Source organism: Streptomyces triculaminicus, from assembly GCF_017349075.1.
Lineage (GTDB): Bacteria > Actinomycetota > Actinomycetes > Streptomycetales > Streptomycetaceae > Streptomyces > Streptomyces triculaminicus.
The window spans coordinates 444,628-461,202 of record NZ_JAFMOF010000005.1; the positions used below are offsets into that span (position 1 = coordinate 444,628).

Genomic DNA, 16,575 nt, shown 5'->3' on the forward strand with positions numbered 1-16,575 from the left:
GCGTCCGTGCGTTCGCCCGCGGGCGTGTTCCTACCTCACCGTGGCCACGGGCTTCGCGCCCTGGGCCCGGGCCAGGATGCGCGCCGCCACCGCCGGGGAGTCCACCAGCGGGTGCAGCGCCAGGGCGCGCAGGGCCGCGTCGCGGTCCTCGTGGACGGCGGCCTGGATGGCGGCCCGTTCGACGGCCTTGAGCTGCAGCATCAGCCCCAGCTGGTCCTCCCGCAGGGGCGCGCACGGCAGCGGGCGGGCGCCCTTGGCGTCCACGACGCACACCGTCTCGATGACGGCCTCGGGGTCCAGCGCCGGGACGGTCGTGCCGTTGCGGACGTTGAGGATCAGGCGGGCGCCCTCGTCGCCCGCGACGGCCCGCATCAGGGCCAGGGCCACGCGGTCGTAGCCGCCGCCGTCCAGGTCGCAGGTGTCGCGCTGCCAGCCGCCGCTGGCGGCGCGGCTCTCGGCCATGTACGTCACCTCGCGCTGCAGCCGGGTGCGCTCCCACAGTTCGTGCGAGCGGTGCGGGGCGGCGGCGGCCTCTTCGAAGAAGCCGCTCTGCTGCTGGTCGAGGAACTCGCCGCGGGTCTTGGCGGCCTCCCGCACGGAGCGCAGGGTCTCGCGGCGGAAGTAGTAGTAGTGCAGGTATTCGTTGGGCAGGGCGCCCAGGGCCCGCAGCCAGTCGGCGCCGAAGAGCTTGCCCTCCTCGAAGGAGTCGAGCGCCTGTTCGTCGGCGAGCAGGCCGGGCAGCAGGTCCCGTCCGTCCATCTCCAACGTCCTGAGCCACCCGAGGTGGTTGAGGCCCACGTAGTCGAAGGTCACCCGGTCGGGGTCGGCGCCCACCGCGCGGGTGGCGCGGCGCACCAGGCCCACCGGGGAGTCGCAGATGCCGATGACGCGGTCGCCGAGGACGGCGGACATCGCCTCGGTCACCATGCCCGCGGGGTTGGTGAAGTTGATGACCCATGCGTCCGGGGCCGCCGCCGCCACCCGTTCGGCGATGTCGAGCGCCACCAGGACCGTGCGCAGGCCGTAGAGGACGCCGCCCGCGCCGACCGTCTCCTGTCCCAACACCCCCTCGCTGAGCGGGATGCGCTCGTCCATCACCCGGCCGGCCGTGCCGCCGACGCGGATGGCGGAGAAGACGAAGTCCGTGCCCCGCAACGCCTGGTCGAGGTCGTCGGCGATGCGCACGGCCGGGGCGCCCGGCACGCCGGCGGCCTGGGCGGCCAGCACGGACGCGATCACTCTGGCGCGGGTCGAGTCGGTGTCGTACAGCACGAGTTCCGTACAGCGGCCCGGCGCGTCGCGCCGGGCGTCGTCGAGAAGGGCCCGGTGCACCAACGGCACCCGGAATCCGCCACCGCCGAGAATCGTCAGCCTCATGGCCGGAACGTACCGCAGCATCGGGCACACTGTCCGGACCCGCACCCGTGCATCCCTGAGAGGAGCAACGAGCGAGCATGACGGTCGATTCGCCGCACACGACACCGCGTGTCACAGCGCAGGCAGCCGGTCAGGGCGGGTTCACCCCCGTCGAACGTCTCGAGGGCGCGACCCCGGTCCTCGACCCGCTGGCGGCCTTGCGTTCGGACAGTGATCCGGCAACCGACGTCTACCTGACCGGTACCGTTTTCCTCGACATCATCCTCACGGGGCTTGACTCCGCCCCCGTGCGCGGCACCGAGTCCTGGGCGCGCGGCATGGGCTCCAGCCCGGGTGGCATCGCCAACATGGCCACCGCCCTGGCCCGGCTGGGCCTGCGCACCTCGCTCGCGGCGGCCTTCGGCGACGACATGTACGGGGAGTACTGCTGGGAGTCCCTCTCGCGCGGCGAGGGCATCGACCTGAGCCTGTCGCGCACGGTGCCCGGCTGGCACTCCCCGGTCACGGTCTCCATGGCGTACGAGGGCGAGCGGACGATGGTCTCCCACGGGCACGAGGCCCCGCCGCCGGAAGAGCCCGCGCCCGAGTGCCCGCCGCCGGCCCGGGCGTGCGTGGCCCTGCTGGTCCCGGGCAAGCAGGAGGAGTGGATCGCGACGGCGGCCCGGCGCGGCAGCCGCGTCTTCGCGGACGTGGGCTGGGACGACACCGGCCGCTGGGATCCGGCGGACCTCGCGGACCTCGAGCACTGCGAGGCCTTCCTGCCCAACGCCGAGGAGGCCATGCGCTACACCCGCACCGACTGCCCCCGGGCCGCCGCCCACGCGCTCGCCGACAAGGTCCCCCTGGCCGTGGTGACGATGGGCGAGCGGGGCGCGTACGCGGTGGACGGCCGCACGGGCGAGTGCGCCGAGGTGCCGGCCATCGTGGTGGAGGCGCTGGACCCGACCGGCGCGGGGGACGTCTTCGTGGCGGGATTCGTCACCGGCACCCTCGCCGAGTGGCCGCTCGCGGACCGGCTCGCCTTCGCGGGCCTGACCGCCGCGCTGTCGGTGCAGGAGTTCGGGGGGTCGCTGTCCGCGCCCGGCTGGGTGGAGATCGCCGCGTGGTGGCAGCACGTACGGGCCTACAACGACCAGTCCGCGGTCACCCTGCGCCGCTACGCCTTCCTCGACGGCCTGCTGCCCGCCGCGCCCCGGCCCTGGCCGCTGCGCCGGGCCGTGCCCACGCTGGGCTTCCGGCACCCGTAAAAGCCTTCGGGCTCACGGGGGCACCGTCGTACCCTTGGTATTCCAAGGTTCTTCGGCTACCGGAACGCAGGAAAGAGGGGATGAGCAGGCCTTCACGGCCGGCCCATGACTCAGACACCCACACGACCGCAGGCGAGCGCCCGCATCACGGTCCCGGCCAAGCACCCCATGGTGACGGTCCTGGGTTCCGGGGACACGCTCCTGCGCGTGATCGAGAACGCCTTCCCGTCGGCGGACATCCACGTACGGGGCAATGAAGTCAGCGTCGTGGGCGACGAGCGGGAAGTGGCTCTCGTCCAGCGCCTCTTCGCCGAGATGATGCTGGTGCTCCGCACGGGGGCGCCGATGACGGAGGACGCGGTGGAACGTTCGATCGCCATGCTCAAGAACGAGGAGAAGGGGGCCGAGACCCCCGCCCAGGTCCTCACCCAGAACATCCTCTCCAGCCGCGGTCGCACCATCCGCCCCAAGACGCTCAACCAGAAGCGCTATGTCGACGCCATCGACAAGCACACGGTCGTCTTCGGCATCGGCCCGGCCGGCACCGGAAAGACCTATCTGGCGATGGCCAAGGCGGTCCAGGCGCTGCAGTCCAAGCAGGTCAACCGCATCATCCTGACCCGGCCGGCGGTGGAGGCGGGCGAGCGGCTCGGCTTCCTGCCCGGCACGCTCTACGAGAAGATCGACCCGTATCTGCGGCCGCTCTACGACGCCCTGCACGACATGCTCGACCCCGACTCCATCCCGCGCCTGATGGCCGCCGGGACGATCGAGGTCGCGCCGCTGGCGTACATGCGCGGCCGGACGCTGAACGACGCGTTCATCATCCTGGACGAGGCGCAGAACACCAGCCCCGAGCAGATGAAGATGTTCCTGACCCGGCTCGGCTTCGACTCCAAGATCGTCATCACGGGTGACGTCACCCAGATCGACCTTCCCGGCGGTACGAAGAGCGGCCTGCGCCAGGTGCGGGAGATCCTCGACGGCGTCGAGGACGTCCACTTCTCCATGCTCACCAGCAACGACGTCGTCCGGCACAAGCTCGTGGGACGTATTGTCGACGCGTACGAGCAGTACGACAGCCGCGACGGAAAGTAAAGCGCAACCACGATGGCAATCGACGTCAACAACGAATCCGGCACTGAGGTCGACGAGCAGGCGATCCTCGACGTCGCCCGCTACGCCCTCGGCCGGATGCGTATCCACCCGCTCTCCGAGCTCTCGGTCATCGTCGTCGACGCCGAAGCCATGGAGCAGCTCCACATCCAGTGGATGGACCTGCCCGGGCCCACCGACGTGATGTCCTTCCCCATGGACGAGCTGCGCCCGCCGGCCAAGGACGACGACGAGCCGCCGCAGGGCCTCCTCGGCGACATCGTGCTGTGCCCCGAGGTCGCCAGGACTCAGGGCCAGGAGGCGCCGACCGGGCACTCCATGGACGAGGAGCTGCAGCTCCTGACGGTCCACGGGGTCCTGCACCTCCTGGGCTACGACCACGAGGAGCCCGACGAGAAGGCCGAGATGTTCGGCCTCCAGGCCGCGATCATCGACGGCTGGCGTGCCGAGCGCGGCATCGAGGGGCCCTCGCCGGCTCCGACCTTCACGTGACCGGCCGGCTGATCGCCGCCGCGGTCCTGCTGATCGTCGTCGCCTGGCTCGCCGCCTGCGCCGAGGCCGGCCTCGCCCGGACCACCCGGTTCCGGGCCGAGGAGGCCGTACGGTCCGGGCGGCGCGGCAGCGCGCGGCTGATGGCCGTGGCGGCCGACCCCACCCGCTATCTCAACGTGGCGCTGCTGGTCCGCGTCGCGTGCGAGATGGCCGCGGGCGTCTTCGTCACCTACGTCTGCCTGGAGGAGTTCGACACCACCTGGCAGGCGCTGACCGTGGCCATCGCCGTGATGGTCCTCGTGTCGTACGTGGCCGTCGGCGTCTCCCCGCGCACCATCGGCCGCCAGCACCCGCTGAACACCGCCACCGCGGCGGCGTACGTGCTGCTGCCGCTCGCCCGGATCATGGGGCCGGTGCCCCGGCTGCTGATCCTCATCGGCAACGCCCTCACCCCCGGCAAGGGCTTCCGCATGGGCCCCTTCGCCTCGGAGGCGGAGCTGCGGGCCATGGTGGACCTGGCGGAGAAGGAGTCGCTGATCGAGGACGACGAGCGGCGCATGGTCCACTCCGTCTTCGAGCTCGGCGACACCCTCGTGCGCGAGGTCATGGTGCCGCGCACGGACCTCGTCGTCATCGAGCGCGGCAAGACCATCCGTCAGGCGCTCACCCTCGCGCTGCGCTCGGGCTTCTCGCGCATACCGGTGACCGGCGAGAACGAGGACGACGTGGTGGGCGTGGTCTATCTGAAGGACCTCGTCCGCAAGACCCACATCAACCGCGACGCCGAGAGCGAGCTGGTCTCCACGGCCATGCGGCCCGCCGTCTTCGTGCCCGACACCAAGAACGCCGGCGACCTGCTGCGGGAGATGCAGCAGCAGCGCAACCACTGCGCGGTCGTCATCGACGAGTACGGCGGCACGGCCGGCATCGTCACCATCGAGGACATCCTCGAGGAGATCGTCGGCGAGATCACCGACGAGTACGACCGCGAGCTGCCGCCCGTCGAGGAGCTCGGCGACGACCGCTACCGCGTCACGGCCCGGCTCGACCTCGGCGACCTGGGCCGGCTCTACGGCCTGGAGGAGTTCGACGACGAGGACGTCGAGACGGTCGGCGGCCTGCTGGCGAAGTCCCTGGGCCGGGTGCCGATCGCCGGCGCGACCGCCGAGGTCCCGCTCTCCGAGCGGGGCATGGACCCCGCCCTGGCGGCCCTGCGCCTGACCGCCGAGGCGGCGGCCGGCCGCCGGAACCGCATCGTGACGGTGCTGGTCGAGCCGGTGCGGGCGGACGACGCCTGACCGGGCGAATCCCGTCCGGGCCGGGATTCCTCCCGGCCCGGACCGGGAACGTACGCGAAATGGCAGTGGTCACACCTCTCGCGCGCCCGTTGCTGGCGTCGGCCTTCGTCACCAGCGGCGTCCAGACGATCCAGCACCCGGAGATGCTGGCCGACCTGGCCGCCCCGGTGGCCCTGGCCATCGCCGAACGCGTCCCGGGCCTGCCCCGTGACGCGGCGGCCCTGGTCCGGCTGAACGGCGCCGTCCATGTGGCGGCGGGCGCCCTGCTGGCCGTCGGCCGGCTGCCCCGCCTCTCCGCCCTCACCCTGGCCGCCAGCCTCGTCCCGACGACGCTGGCGGCTCACGCGTACTGGAAGGAGAGCGACCCGGGCAAGCGCGCCCAGTCGCGCATCGGCTTCTTCAAGAACATGTCGATGCTGGGCGGCCTCCTGCTCGCGGCCGCGGAACGTCCGCGGCGGCGGGAGTAGGCCTCACAAGGACTGCCGGTCGGCGCCACGGCGTGCGGCGACCGCCTCGGTGTACAGCTCCCGGGTCAGGTCCTCGGGCCCGATGCCGAGCTCGGCCAGCACGGTACGAAGGTCATCGAGCGCGGCGGAAACCTCGGCCTCGTCCACCAGGGTCTCCAGCTCCAGGAAGATGCCGTCGATCTCCGGCACGCGAACAAAAGTGGCCAGCATGCGCCGGCCGACGGCCTCGACATCGTAATTCCGGCATCGCTTGTCGAACGCGATCACGGGCCGATATCCGAGGCCGAGCAACATCGCGTGTACGGCACCGGGGTCCGCCACCTCGGTCTCGTGCTCGGGCTTGGACCCGGAATCCTCCTCGACCGCGGCGTCCTTGAAGGTGAGCACGGTCCGGGTGGAGTCGGCACCGTGCACAGTGCGGACGCGAAGCTCCTGGCCGGCCCTCTCCAGCGCCCTGTCCGGCCGGTCGTAGTAGGTGTCCTTGTACACCTCGAATCGGGCAGTGGCACGCTCGCCGAGTTGCCGCATGACCGCCTCGGGGTCGTGCACCCGGGCCTTCAGTTCCGCCTCGATCACGTTGTGTTCTCCCCTTCAGACCGTGCGGTGGGCGCCGTTGACCGGCGCGGAGAGCACCACGCCCAAGGCGCCCACCGTGCCGGGTCCGCACTACGGCCGCGCTGGCGGACGGCCCGCGGCGGGCGCAGCCCCGCGCCTCCTGTGCACACGCCTATCGCAAAGTGTCGAGGAAGGAGGCCCAGCTCGACGGAGGCAGCGTCAGAGTGGGGCCTTGGGGACGTTTGCTGTCCCGCACAGGAACAGCGCTGGGTATGTTGTCCGCGACCTCGACACAGTTCGCATCGCCCCCGTTGCTGTAGCTGCTCTTACGCCATTTCGCGGTGGCAAGGTCGAGGGCTGTCGTCATGATGTGTTGTCCTCCATGAGGTGCTGGATGAATGCCAGCGATTCCGGCGGTGCGAGGGCCAGGTCCCGCACGCGATCGTAGGACAGGCGCAGCTGAGCGACTTCGCCCAGTTCATCGACCAGATCTCCTGTCTTGCTGCCTTCCAGGTAGGCGACGCAGCGCCCGTCCGGAAGCCACAGCAGGGAGAGTGACCCGCCCATGAGATCGTGCACCCCGGCCGCGAACGGCAGGACCTGAACCACCATGTACGGCGATGACGTCGCTTGCACGAGCCGCTCGAGCTGTTGCTGCCACACGCACCGGTCGGCGGCCGGCCGCCGCAGGGCGGCCTCGTCAAGAATGACGCGCACACTCGGCGGGGGTTCCCGGTGTAGCAGTTCCTGCCTTCCCATTCGGGCAGCCACCTGGTCTTCCAATACGTCGCCGTTCCCTGCCGGTGGTGCGGAAGACAGCACGGCACGTGCGTAGTCCTCCGTCTGAAGCAGTCCGGGGATGGCCAGCATGTATTTGTGCATGATCGTGGCCTTGGCCTCGTACTGCATGAACTCCTTGTACTGGTCCATGAAGACTTCCTGCCGCGCCAGCCGCCACAGCCGGGTCAACAGACCACCGGTCTTGTAGACGCCGTCCAGCGCTTCCATGACGGGAAGCTGGGAAAGACGCTCTCCCGTCTCAAGACGGTGCAGGTACGTGCGGTCGTACGACGTGTCCTCGGACAGCTGAGCCAGCGACTTACCGGACTCTTCTCGCAGGCGCCGGAGCTCGAAGGCGAGCACCCATCGAGCAGAACAATCGTCTTCGGATGGATGTTCGCCCATCTCAACTCCCCTTTGTTGTCTTGCAGTCAGGCAACAGGCCCCCTCTGCCGAAGCGTAGTCCCGCTCCGCGAGCCTGTGACTACGAGCAGTGAGAACAGGTCGAAGGGAACGCCATGCACGACAACCCCACCCCGCCGGAGGCGATGACGTACCGCGAGGGTGCGTACGTGATCGATACGCGCAGCGGGCGGCTGGCACAGGTGATGGGAACGATGGGCCCGCGCGTGCAGGTGCGGCGGCCCGGTGGCGGGCGGGAATGGGAGGTTTCACCCCAGGCGTTGCGGCTGGCGACGCGGGAGGAGCGCGCGGCCGCTGAGGGGTGTGCGGAGTGCGTTTCGCTGCGGGCCTTGCAGCGGGCGGCGGTGGACGGTGGGGAGAAGTGCCGGGCCGTCGAGGCCACGGTCGCGGTGCGTCGGCATGTGCGGGAGGTGCACGCGTGATGGGTGTGGGGGCCCGGGCCGACTGCCCGCATCAGGCTGGGTGGACGCAGGGCGAGGAGGGCGTGTGGAGCTGCGCGAGGTGCGGTACGCGGCGGTTCACGGACTACGGGGCCTTGCGGCCGCCGGGGTTGCCGGAGGCGAAGACGCCGAGTCCCGCCGCGCGGCGGGTGGCGGATCGCAGGGCGGCGGGTTACATCGCGTTCCGTCTGCCGCGTGGCCTTCGGTGGGGGCGTACGGAGGCGGAGTGCCGGGCTTCGCCCGGGGCTGCTTCGCTGCGCTGCGCGGCTTGAGGCGGGCCGGCATGGCGGCCCGCCCCGTGGTACCGCGTTAGAAGACGACCACCGACCGCAGCACATCGCCCGTGTGCATGCGCTCGAACGCCTTCTCGACGTCGTCGAGCCCGATCGTCTCGGTGACGAACGCGCCCAGGTCCAGGCGGCCCTGCTGGTGGAGGTCGATCAGCATGGGGAAGTCCCGCGAGGGCAGGCAGTCGCCGTACCAGGAGGACTTCAGGGCGCCGCCCCGGCCGAAGACGTCCAGCAGCGGGAGCTCGAGCTTCATCTCCGGCGTCGGCACGCCGACCAGGACCACGGTGCCGGCCAGGTCGCGGGCGTAGAAGGCCTGCTCGTACGTCTCGGGGCGGCCGACCGCCTCGATGACGACGTCCGCGCCGAAGCCGCCGGTCAGCTCGCGGATCGCCTCGACGGGGTCGGTCGTCCGCGAGTTGACGGTGTGGGTGGCGCCCATGCCGCGTGCCATCTCGAGCTTGCGGTCGTCGACGTCGACCGCGATGATGCGGGCCGCGCCCGCCAGGCGGGAGCCGGCGATCGCCGCGTCGCCCACGCCGCCGCAGCCGATGACGGCGACGGAGTCGCCGCGCCCCACCCCGCCGGTGTTGATCGCGGCGCCGATGCCCGCCATGACGCCGCAGCCGAGCAGGCCGGCGACGGCCGGGGAGACGGCGGGGTCGACCTTGGTGCACTGGCCGGCGGCGACGAGCGTCTTCTCGGCGAAGGCGCCGATGCCCAGGGCGGGCGAGAGCTCGGTGCCGTCGGTGAGCGTCATCTTCTGCTTCGCGTTGTGGGTGGCGAAGCAGTACTGCGGGCGGCCCCGCAGACACGCGCGGCACTGGCCGCAGACGGCCCGCCAGTTGAGGATGACGAAGTCGCCGGGGGCGACCTCGGAGACTCCCTCGCCGACGGCCTCGACGACGCCCGCGGCCTCGTGGCCGAGGAGGAAGGGGAAGTCGTCGTTGATGCCGCCCTGCTTGTAGTGCAGGTCGGTGTGGCACACACCGCACGCCTGGATCTTCACCACGGCCTCGCCGGGGCCCGGGTCCGGTACGACGATCGTCTCCACCCGGACCGGCTCGTTCTTGCCCGGTGCGATGACTCCGCGAACTTCCTGCGCCATGGTCAGCGCCCCACCCTTCTCGTCGCTGTCTGTCCGACAAGGTCACGGTACGCCCAAGGATCTGTCTCCGCGCGTAGAGGGCCCTTGACCGGCACAGGTCAAGAGCTCTAGCTTCGCGCTGCACCGTTCTTGTTACCCAGGAGTCACTAAAGTGTCGCTCTCCCTCAAGTCCACCCGCGTGCGCCTCGCCGCGGCCACCGCCGCGCTGGCCGTCGGCGCCGGTCTCTACACCGCCGGCGCGGCCTCGGCCGAGCACTCGGTGCCCCGTACGGACAAGGAGATCCCGAACCTCACCCAGGTCCAGGACAAGATCAAGGCCTTCTACGGCGACACGGTCGACGCCTCCGGCCAGCACTACGCCTCGGCGGACAGCAACTACGCCAAGCAGGTCGCCGACATCGAGAAGAAGGCCAAGGGCCAGCTCGAGAAGGTCGTCAAGAACCGCGCCCACGCCAAGAAGGGCGCGAAGAAGCCCGCCATCGTCCTCGACCTGGACGACACCACGCTGCTGACCTACAACTACGAGCTGCAGGTGGGCTTCCACTTCACGCCCGAGTCGCAGGACGCGTACCTGAAGTCCACCGACATGGCGGCCGTCTTCGGCATGCCGAAGCTCGTCAACTGGGCCAAGTCCCAGGGCATCGAGGTCTTCTACGTCACCGGCCGCGGCGAGCACCAGCGCGAGTGGAGCGCCCGCAACCTCAAGAACGTCGGCTACAAGCCCGTCGCCGACACCAGCCACTTCTTCCTGAAGAACAAGCAGACCCCGCCCGCCTACCTCCCGTGCGGCGCGAAGTGCACCACCGTCGAGTACAAGGCGGGCACCCGCAAGTACATCGAGTCCAAGGGCTTCGACATCGTCGCCAACTTCGGCGACCAGTACAGCGACCTCAAGGGCGGCTACGCCGACCGCACGTACAAGATGCCCAACCCCATGTACTACCTGCCGTAAGGCCTCCGGCCCCGCGCACGGCCCGGACCTCAGGTGTGGGTCCGGGCCTCAGGTGTGGGTCCGGGCCTTGCGCAGCCGCTGGCAGCCCCGCAGCTCCCCGCCGTGGGAGTCGCAGACCTCGAACCACACGTTCTTCAGGCCGTGCCGGACGCCGTTCCGGCCGACGTCCTGCTCGCCGTCGGGGTTGTCGACCAGGACGGTGGTGTGACTGCCGCGCCCGTCCTCGTAGTGCATGATCAGCCGGCCGCCCCAGCCGTCGTCGTAGGCCTCGCGGTCGTCCCGGGACAGCGGCATCACGTACTCGATGCCGTACCACCCGTCCTTGGTGTCCCAGTAGCGGTATCCCACGCTCGCGATCGTCGCGCCCTTGGTGCTCCGCGCCTCGAACAGGCTGAACGGGCCTGCGGGACCCCGCACCTTCTCGGCGGCAGGAGTCCTGGCGGGCGGCCGCTCGTCGCCGCCGGAACGGGGCAGCACCACGCCGAACAGCCCGTAGCCCAGGGCCAGTACGGCCGCCACCACGGGCAGCCACGTCGCCCGGGGCCGCGCCCTCGCCACCAGAGCGCCGAACCGTCTCCGTTCCGCCGCCGGGGCGGTGGCCACCGGTGTACCGGCGTGAGGGTCGTCGCCGTCGGGGACGTCCCGCTCCCGTCCGGCGATCCGCTCCCTGGCCTCCAGCCACGCCCCGAGCCGCCGCTCGTCGCCGCATGCCACCACGAACGCCTCGAGGACCTCGGCGCGCGGCACCGCGCTCCGGGTGAGCGCGTCGGAGATGGTGCTGCGCGGCAGCACCCTGCCGTGGTCGGCCGCCCGCTGCTGGAGCCGGCGGTAGGTGAGCCCGGAACGATGGCGCAGCTCCCGCATCAGTCCCACCAGATCGGCCGCGTCCTGTGCCCGGGCCGGATCCGGTCCCCCCTGCTCGGTCATGGTGCACATGGTGGCAGCCACGCGCGGAGCCGCAACCCCGCACGACCCGCGGGGGGCCGGGGACCGTTCAGCGCCGCTTCGGCACCGGTACGCGCATCAGGTCGCGGGCCACGGTCAGCTCGCCGTCGAAGCCCGCCGCCCGGGCCTGGCGCTCGAAGAGCGAGGGGTCGTCGTAGCGCTGCGAGAAGTGGGTGAGCACCAGGTGGCGTACGCCCGCCTCGGCCGCGACCCGGCCGGCCTGACCGGCCGTCAGGTGGCCGTGCTCGGTGGCCAGGGCCTCGTCCTCGTCGGTGAAGGTCGACTCGATGACGAGCATGTCGCAGCCCTCGGCCAGTTCCCGGACGCCGACGCACAGCCGGGTGTCCATCACGAAGGCGAAGCGCTGCCCGCGCCGTACCTCGCTCACCTCGTCCAGCGTGACCCCGCCGACCTCGCCCTCGCGCTGCAGCCGGCCGACGTCCGGCCCGCTGATGCCGCGCTCGGCCAGCAGTTCCGGCAGTATCCGGCGCCCGTCGGGCTCGACGAGGCGGTAGCCGTAGGACTCCACGGGGTGGGAGAGCCGGCGGGCCTCGAGGCGGTACGACGGCGTGTCGGCGAGCACCGCGCCGGTGCCCGCCACCGGCTCCGGGACCAGCTTGACCGTCTCGCGGTAGGCCGTGGCGTACCGCAGCCGCTTGAAGAAGCGCTCGCCGCCGGCGGGGTAGTGCGCGGTGACCGGGTGCGGCACCCGGTCGAGGTTGACGCGCTGGATCACCCCGGCGAGGCCGAGCGAGTGGTCGCCGTGGAAGTGCGTGATGAGGATCCGGTTGAGGTCGTGGGCGGCCACGCCGGCGCGCAGCATCTGCCGCTGGGTTCCCTCACCGGGGTCGAACATCAGGCCTTCGCCGTCCCACAGCAGGACGTAGCCGTTGTGGTTGCGGTGCCGGGTGGGCACCTGGCTGGCGGTGCCGAGGATGACGAGTTCGCGGACGGACAAGGGTCTATCCCGGGGGCCAGTTGAAGCCACGGCCGCCGAGGACGTGGGCGTGCGCGTGGAAGACGGTCTGCCCGGCGCCGGCGCCGGTGTTGAAGACGATGCGGAAGCCCTTGTCGCCGTTCTCCTGCAGGGCGACCTCGCCGGCGTCGCGCAGTATGTCGGCGGCGATCTGCGGCTCGGCGGCGGCGAGGGAGGCGGCGTCGGGGTAGTGCACCTTGGGGATCACCAGGCAGTGCACGGGCGCCTGGGGATTGATGTCGCGGAACGCGAGGGTCGTCTCGGTCTCCTTGACGACCGTCGCGGGTACGTCACCCGAGACGATCTTGCAGAACAGGCAGTCGGCCTGCGGTTCTCCCGCCACCGGTGGGCTCCTCCCGGGTCATCGGCTCGTACGGTCGGGATGTTACCGGTCCGTCCGTACGAGCACGGTGACCCGCCCCGTCATTTGCCCTGCACCGGCGCCTTGTCGGTGCAGCTCGCCGAGGGTCCGGGTGCCGGGCCGTGCGGGGGCGAGGTGGGCTTGGGGCCGTCCGGCGGCTTCGGACCGTCAGGGGGCTTGCCCCCGCCCGTGTGGCCGCAGTCGCCGAGCACGCTCACCGAGAACTCCGTGCGTCCGTCGACCTTGGCGGTGAGCAGGCCGCGCAGGCAGGACTGGCCGGTGATGCCGGTGACCCTGCCGAAGACGATGATCTTCTTGCCGGTGTCCGTCCGGCCCTCGCAGTCGACGCCGACGACGGTCACGGGCTGGGTGGCGCCGCCGCCGTCCGGGCCGCCGTTCTCGGCCTTGCCGTGGCAGTTCAGCCAGGCCGTCTTCACGCCCTCGTGGTCGAGCGCGCCGGAGGCGAGCTTCTGTGTGGTGATGGCGACGGTCACCGCGTCGAGCCCGCCGACGGGCTCGCAGCCCGTGACGGTCATGACGGCGGCGCCGGTGAGCGCGGCGGCGCACGCCGCGTACCGCGCCCGGGACAGACGTATGCGCTTCGACGCGCCCATGGCGGGAGTCTCCCACCGGCCCGATCCGTGGGGAAGAACGCCTCCGGGCCATACCCGGAGAGCGGCATGCGGCGCGTAAAGGCTCGGGAGACCGGGGCGACTTCACGCCATCGGCACAACTTCGTGTGGAAACACAGGTTTTATCGTTTCCGCACCCGAGTTTCACTTTCTCCCCCTACTCTTCCCGCAGGGGAGTCACACGCGTACTGGGGAGTCGCGTGACGGGGGTTGGGGGATTCTGTTGCTCACATCCGTGATCGTCTGCGTGGTGGCGCTCGCGCTGTTCTGGATGGCGGCCTTCACGCTCTGGTGGCAGATGCACGCCTGGCGCACGCCCGAGACGCTCGCGGCGACGCGCTTCGAGCAGCCCAGCGGCGAGGGCGCCCTGTCCTTCTCGCTGCTGGTGCCCGCCCGGCACGAACAGGCCGTCCTGGAGCACACCGTCACGCGGTTGCTGGAGTCGACGCACGGCGGCTTCGAGGTGCTCGTCATCGTCGGGCACGACGACCCGGAGACCGCCGAGGTGGCCGCGAAGGTGGCGGCCACCGCGCCGGACCGGGTGCGGGTGATCGTGGACACCCACGAGAAGAAGAACAAGCCCAAGGCGCTCAACACCGCGCTCCCCCACTGCCGGGGCGAGGTCGTGGGGGTCTTCGACGCCGAGGACCAGGTGCACCCCGAGCTGCTGTCCCATGTCGACCACGCCTTCCGGGCGACCGGGGCGGACGTGGTGCAGGGCGGGGTACAGCTGATCAACTTCCACTCGAGCTGGTACAGCCTGCGCAACTGCCTCGAGTACTTCTTCTGGTTCCGCAGCCGCCTCCACCTCCACGCGGAGAAAGGTTTCATTCCGCTCGGCGGAAACACCGTCTTCGTCCGGACCGGCGTCCTGCGCGAGGCCGGCGGCTGGGATCCCGAGTGCCTGGCCGAGGACTGCGACCTCGGCGTGCGGCTGTCCAGCAAGGGCAAGCGCGTCGTCGTCGCCTACGACTCGGAGATGGTCACCCGCGAGGAGACCCCCGGCACCCTGATGAGCCTGCTCAAGCAGCGCACCCGCTGGAACCAGGGCTTCCTGCAGGTCTACCGCAAGCGCGACTGGCGCCAACTGCCCACCGTCGCCCAGCGGATGCTCGCCCGCTACACCCTGATGACGCCGTTCTTCCAGGCGTTCACCGGCATCATCATCCCGCTGAACGTCGCCGTCGCCCTCGTCCTCGACGTGCCCGCCGGCGTCGCCGTGGTGACGTTCCTGCCCGCCGTCACCATGCTCGTGACCTTCATGTTCGAGATCGTCGGACTGCACGACTTCGGCACGCAGTACGGGCTGCGCGTACGCCTGGTCCACTACCTCAAGCTCGTCCTCGGCGGCCCCTTCTACCAGCTCCTCCTGGCCGGCGCCGCGGTCCGCGCGGTCTGGCGGGAGCAGCGGGGCCGGGGCGACTGGGAGCTGACCCGCCACGTCGGTGCGCATCTCACCCGAGAGGACGTCGCGTCGTGACCACCGTCCTCCCCGGAGCGACGGCCGCACCCGTCGCGCGCCCGGCCGCACCCGCCGCCGCGAGACCCGTCGCGCGGCTGCGCCGCTCCCGTCCGGACCTGCTGGTGTGCGGGGGCCTGCTGGCGGCGATCCTGCTGGTGCAGGGCTGGAACATCACCGGTTTCCCGGCGCTCGGCGACGACGAGGGGACGTACCTCGCGCAGGCGTGGGCCGTGCAGCGGGGCGAGGGGCTGGCCCACTACACGTACTGGTACGACCATCCGCCGCTGGGCTGGCTGCAACTGGCCCTGGTCACCTGGATCCCGGCGGCCTTCTCCCCCGACGTGATGTCGGTGGCGCCGATGCGCTGCGCGATGCTGCTGGTGTCGGCGGTGAGCGCGGTGCTGGTGTACGTACTGGGGCGCCGGCTGGGGCTGCCGCGCTGGGCGGCGGGGCTGGGCATGGCGCTGTTCGGGCTGTCCCCGCTGGCGGTGGTCCTGCAGCGGGAGATCTTCCTCGACAACATCGCGGTGATGTGGGTCCTGCTGGCCTTCTGCCTGGCCGCCTCCCCCCGCCGCCATCTGTGGCACCACTTCGGGGCGGGCCTGGCGGCGGCGGTGGCCGTGCTGTCGAAGGAGACGATGCTGGTCGTCCTGCCCGCGCTGCTGCTGACCATGTGGCGGCACACCCACCGCGACACCCGCAAGTTCGCGGTGACGGGCGCGGTGACCGCCTGCCTGCTGGTCGGGCTGGCCTATCCGCTCTTCGCGCTGCTCAACCACGAACTGTTCCCCGGCCCCGGGCACGTGTCGCTGCTCGACGGCATCGGGTACCAGATGAGCCGCCCGGGTTCCGGCTTCGTGCTCGACCCCGGCTCGGGCTCGCACGCCGTGCTGCGCTCCTGGCTGTACTACGACCGCGTCCTGCCGCTGTGCGGGCTGGCCGCGGCCGTCGTGCTGGTCGCCGCCGCCCGCTGGTCGCGCACCGGGCGGGCGCTCGCCGGGCCCGCCGCGGCGGCCGTGATCCTCGCGCTGGTGGCGCTGCGCCCCTCGGGCTATCTGCCGGCCATGTACGTCATCCAGGTGCTGCCCTTCCTCGCGCTGGCCCTGGCCGGGGTGGCCGCCTCGGCCGCCGGCGCCCTGCTGCGCACCGGCGCCGGACGGGGCAGGCGGCAGCGGGTGGCGGGCCGTTCGACCGTCGCCGTGCTGGCCGTGACGGCGGCCGTGCTGGTCGTACCGCGGTGGTACGACGGCGACCGCTCGGCGCTGACCACCGACGCCAACGCCTCCTACCGCTCGGCCGTCGCCTGGCTCGGCGACCGGGAGCACGTCGCCGACCCCTCCCGCACGCGCGTCCTCGCCGACGACGCCGTCTGGCTGGACCTGGTGCACGCCGGCTACCGGCCCGGGACGGGGGCCATCTGGTTCTACAAGGCCGACCTCGACCCGGCGGTCGCCGAGACGCTGCCGCGCGGATGGCGCGACGTGGACTACGTGCTCGCCTCGCCGACCGTGCGACGGGACGCGGCGACGCTGCCGCTGGTACGGGCCGCGCTGGCGAACTCCGAGCCGGTGGCCGCCTTCGGCGAGGGCGAGGACCGGATCGAGGTCCGGCGGATCACGGGCGCGGAGGGCCGGTGATGGGGGCCGGGGCCACGGGG

Annotated in this window: 19 protein-coding genes; 10 read left to right on the forward strand and 9 right to left on the reverse strand. The window is 71.4% G+C overall.

The window, feature by feature from the left end:
* Positions 1–30: 30 nt before the first annotated feature.
* Positions 31–1,377, reverse strand: a complete 1,347-nt coding sequence (locus J1792_RS30410) for a 6-phospho-beta-glucosidase (protein ID WP_207248618.1) — start codon at positions 1,375–1,377, stop codon at positions 31–33.
* A gap of 77 nt (positions 1,378–1,454) precedes the next feature.
* Between J1792_RS30410 and J1792_RS30415 the strand changes: the two genes are divergently transcribed.
* The 5 genes from J1792_RS30415 (at position 1,455) to J1792_RS30435 (ending at position 5,997) form a co-directional block, all read left to right on the forward strand.
* A complete protein-coding gene (locus J1792_RS30415; RefSeq protein ID WP_207248619.1) occupies positions 1,455–2,624 on the forward strand; it encodes a carbohydrate kinase family protein in 1,170 nt (389 codons plus the stop codon).
* Positions 2,625–2,729: 105 nt separating this feature from the next.
* Positions 2,730–3,722: a PhoH family protein gene (locus J1792_RS30420; RefSeq protein ID WP_086572831.1), complete on the forward strand. Its 993-nt coding sequence runs from the start codon at positions 2,730–2,732 to the stop codon at positions 3,720–3,722.
* Positions 3,723–3,734: 12 nt separating this feature from the next.
* Positions 3,735–4,232: an rRNA maturation RNase YbeY gene (gene ybeY, locus J1792_RS30425; RefSeq protein ID WP_086572829.1), complete on the forward strand. Its 498-nt coding sequence runs from the start codon at positions 3,735–3,737 to the stop codon at positions 4,230–4,232.
* Positions 4,229–5,530 carry a hemolysin family protein gene (locus J1792_RS30430; RefSeq protein ID WP_086572828.1) on the forward strand — a complete coding sequence of 434 codons (1,302 nt, stop codon included), beginning with the start codon at positions 4,229–4,231 and terminating at the stop codon, positions 5,528–5,530. The genes ybeY and J1792_RS30430 overlap by 4 nt, the downstream gene beginning before the upstream one ends.
* Positions 5,531–5,589: 59 nt before the next feature.
* Positions 5,590–5,997: a DoxX family protein gene (locus J1792_RS30435; protein WP_207248620.1), complete on the forward strand. Its 408-nt coding sequence runs from the start codon at positions 5,590–5,592 to the stop codon at positions 5,995–5,997.
* A gap of 3 nt (positions 5,998–6,000) precedes the next feature.
* Here the strand turns inward: J1792_RS30435 and cyaB are convergent, their stop codons facing one another.
* The 3 genes from cyaB to J1792_RS30450 form a co-directional block, all read right to left on the reverse strand.
* Positions 6,001–6,573 (reverse strand): class IV adenylate cyclase, encoded by a 573-nt coding sequence (cyaB, locus tag J1792_RS30440; RefSeq protein ID WP_207248621.1) that lies wholly within the window; start codon positions 6,571–6,573, stop codon positions 6,001–6,003.
* 151 nt (positions 6,574–6,724) lie between these two features.
* Positions 6,725–6,919, reverse strand: coding sequence for a DUF397 domain-containing protein (locus J1792_RS30445; protein WP_207248622.1), 195 nt, complete (start codon positions 6,917–6,919; stop codon positions 6,725–6,727).
* Positions 6,916–7,695, reverse strand: coding sequence for a helix-turn-helix domain-containing protein (locus J1792_RS30450; RefSeq protein WP_307843128.1), 780 nt, complete (start codon positions 7,693–7,695; stop codon positions 6,916–6,918). Before J1792_RS30450 ends, J1792_RS30445 begins: the two co-directional genes overlap by 4 nt.
* Positions 7,696–7,850: 155 nt before the next feature.
* Here J1792_RS30450 and J1792_RS30455 point away from each other — a divergent pair, with 155 nt between their 5' ends.
* Positions 7,851–8,177, forward strand: coding sequence for a hypothetical protein (locus J1792_RS30455; RefSeq protein WP_207248711.1), 327 nt, complete (start codon positions 7,851–7,853; stop codon positions 8,175–8,177).
* On the forward strand, positions 8,177–8,467 hold the full coding sequence (locus J1792_RS36005) for a DUF6255 family natural product biosynthesis protein (protein ID WP_372446206.1): 291 nt from the start codon (positions 8,177–8,179) through the stop codon (positions 8,465–8,467). The genes J1792_RS30455 and J1792_RS36005 overlap by 1 nt, the downstream gene beginning before the upstream one ends.
* A gap of 37 nt (positions 8,468–8,504) precedes the next feature.
* On the opposite strand, the gene J1792_RS30460 is transcribed toward J1792_RS36005, so the two are convergent.
* Positions 8,505–9,590: an S-(hydroxymethyl)mycothiol dehydrogenase gene (locus tag J1792_RS30460; protein WP_207248624.1), complete on the reverse strand. Its 1,086-nt coding sequence runs from the start codon at positions 9,588–9,590 to the stop codon at positions 8,505–8,507.
* Between the two features lie 151 nt (positions 9,591–9,741).
* Here J1792_RS30460 and J1792_RS30465 point away from each other — a divergent pair, with 151 nt between their 5' ends.
* Positions 9,742–10,542, forward strand: coding sequence for an HAD family acid phosphatase (locus J1792_RS30465; protein WP_207248625.1), 801 nt, complete (start codon positions 9,742–9,744; stop codon positions 10,540–10,542).
* A gap of 48 nt (positions 10,543–10,590) precedes the next feature.
* Here J1792_RS30465 and J1792_RS30470 read toward each other — a convergent pair whose 3' ends face one another.
* From J1792_RS30470 to J1792_RS30485, 4 genes are all read right to left on the reverse strand, one after another.
* On the reverse strand, positions 10,591–11,469 hold the full coding sequence (locus tag J1792_RS30470; protein WP_207248626.1) for a hypothetical protein: 879 nt from the start codon (positions 11,467–11,469) through the stop codon (positions 10,591–10,593).
* A gap of 67 nt (positions 11,470–11,536) precedes the next feature.
* On the reverse strand, positions 11,537–12,445 hold the full coding sequence (locus J1792_RS30475) for a ribonuclease Z (protein WP_086572820.1): 909 nt from the start codon (positions 12,443–12,445) through the stop codon (positions 11,537–11,539).
* A 4-nt stretch (positions 12,446–12,449) separates the two neighbouring features.
* On the reverse strand, positions 12,450–12,806 hold the full coding sequence (locus J1792_RS30480) for a histidine triad nucleotide-binding protein (protein WP_086572819.1): 357 nt from the start codon (positions 12,804–12,806) through the stop codon (positions 12,450–12,452).
* A gap of 80 nt (positions 12,807–12,886) precedes the next feature.
* The gene (locus J1792_RS30485) at positions 12,887–13,438 is read right to left on the reverse strand and encodes a hypothetical protein (RefSeq protein ID WP_086572817.1); all 552 of its coding nucleotides are present in this window, start codon (positions 13,436–13,438) and stop codon (positions 12,887–12,889) included.
* Positions 13,439–13,679: 241 nt separating this feature from the next.
* Between J1792_RS30485 and J1792_RS30490 the strand changes: the two genes are divergently transcribed.
* Entirely contained in the window at positions 13,680–14,936 is a 1,257-nt protein-coding gene (locus J1792_RS30490; RefSeq protein ID WP_207248627.1) for a glycosyltransferase, read from the forward strand.
* Positions 14,933–16,555 carry an ArnT family glycosyltransferase gene (locus J1792_RS30495; RefSeq protein WP_207248628.1) on the forward strand — a complete coding sequence of 541 codons (1,623 nt, stop codon included), beginning with the start codon at positions 14,933–14,935 and terminating at the stop codon, positions 16,553–16,555. The genes J1792_RS30490 and J1792_RS30495 overlap by 4 nt, the downstream gene beginning before the upstream one ends.
* Positions 16,556–16,575: the final 20 nt, after the last annotated feature.

Bases quoted from the DNA above. Each gene is read 5' to 3' on its own strand.
- J1792_RS30410 (WP_207248618.1), bottom strand. From the start codon at position 1,377: ATGAGGCTGACGATTCTCGGCGGTGGCGGATTCCGGGTGCCGTTGGTG.
- J1792_RS30460 (WP_207248624.1), bottom strand. From the start codon at position 9,590: ATGGCGCAGGAAGTTCGCGGAGTCATCGCACCGGGCAAGAACGAGCCG.
- J1792_RS30415 (WP_207248619.1), top strand. From the start codon at position 1,455: ATGACGGTCGATTCGCCGCACACGACACCGCGTGTCACAGCGCAGGCA.
- J1792_RS30455 (WP_207248711.1), top strand. From the start codon at position 7,851: ATGCACGACAACCCCACCCCGCCGGAGGCGATGACGTACCGCGAGGGT.
- J1792_RS30470 (WP_207248626.1), bottom strand. From the start codon at position 11,469: ATGACCGAGCAGGGGGGACCGGATCCGGCCCGGGCACAGGACGCGGCC.
- J1792_RS30420 (WP_086572831.1), top strand. From the start codon at position 2,730: ATGACTCAGACACCCACACGACCGCAGGCGAGCGCCCGCATCACGGTC.
- J1792_RS30445 (WP_207248622.1), bottom strand. From the start codon at position 6,919: ATGACGACAGCCCTCGACCTTGCCACCGCGAAATGGCGTAAGAGCAGC.
- J1792_RS30485 (WP_086572817.1), bottom strand. From the start codon at position 13,438: ATGGGCGCGTCGAAGCGCATACGTCTGTCCCGGGCGCGGTACGCGGCG.
- J1792_RS36005 (WP_372446206.1), top strand. From the start codon at position 8,177: ATGGGTGTGGGGGCCCGGGCCGACTGCCCGCATCAGGCTGGGTGGACG.
- ybeY (WP_086572829.1), top strand. From the start codon at position 3,735: ATGGCAATCGACGTCAACAACGAATCCGGCACTGAGGTCGACGAGCAG.
- J1792_RS30435 (WP_207248620.1), top strand. From the start codon at position 5,590: ATGGCAGTGGTCACACCTCTCGCGCGCCCGTTGCTGGCGTCGGCCTTC.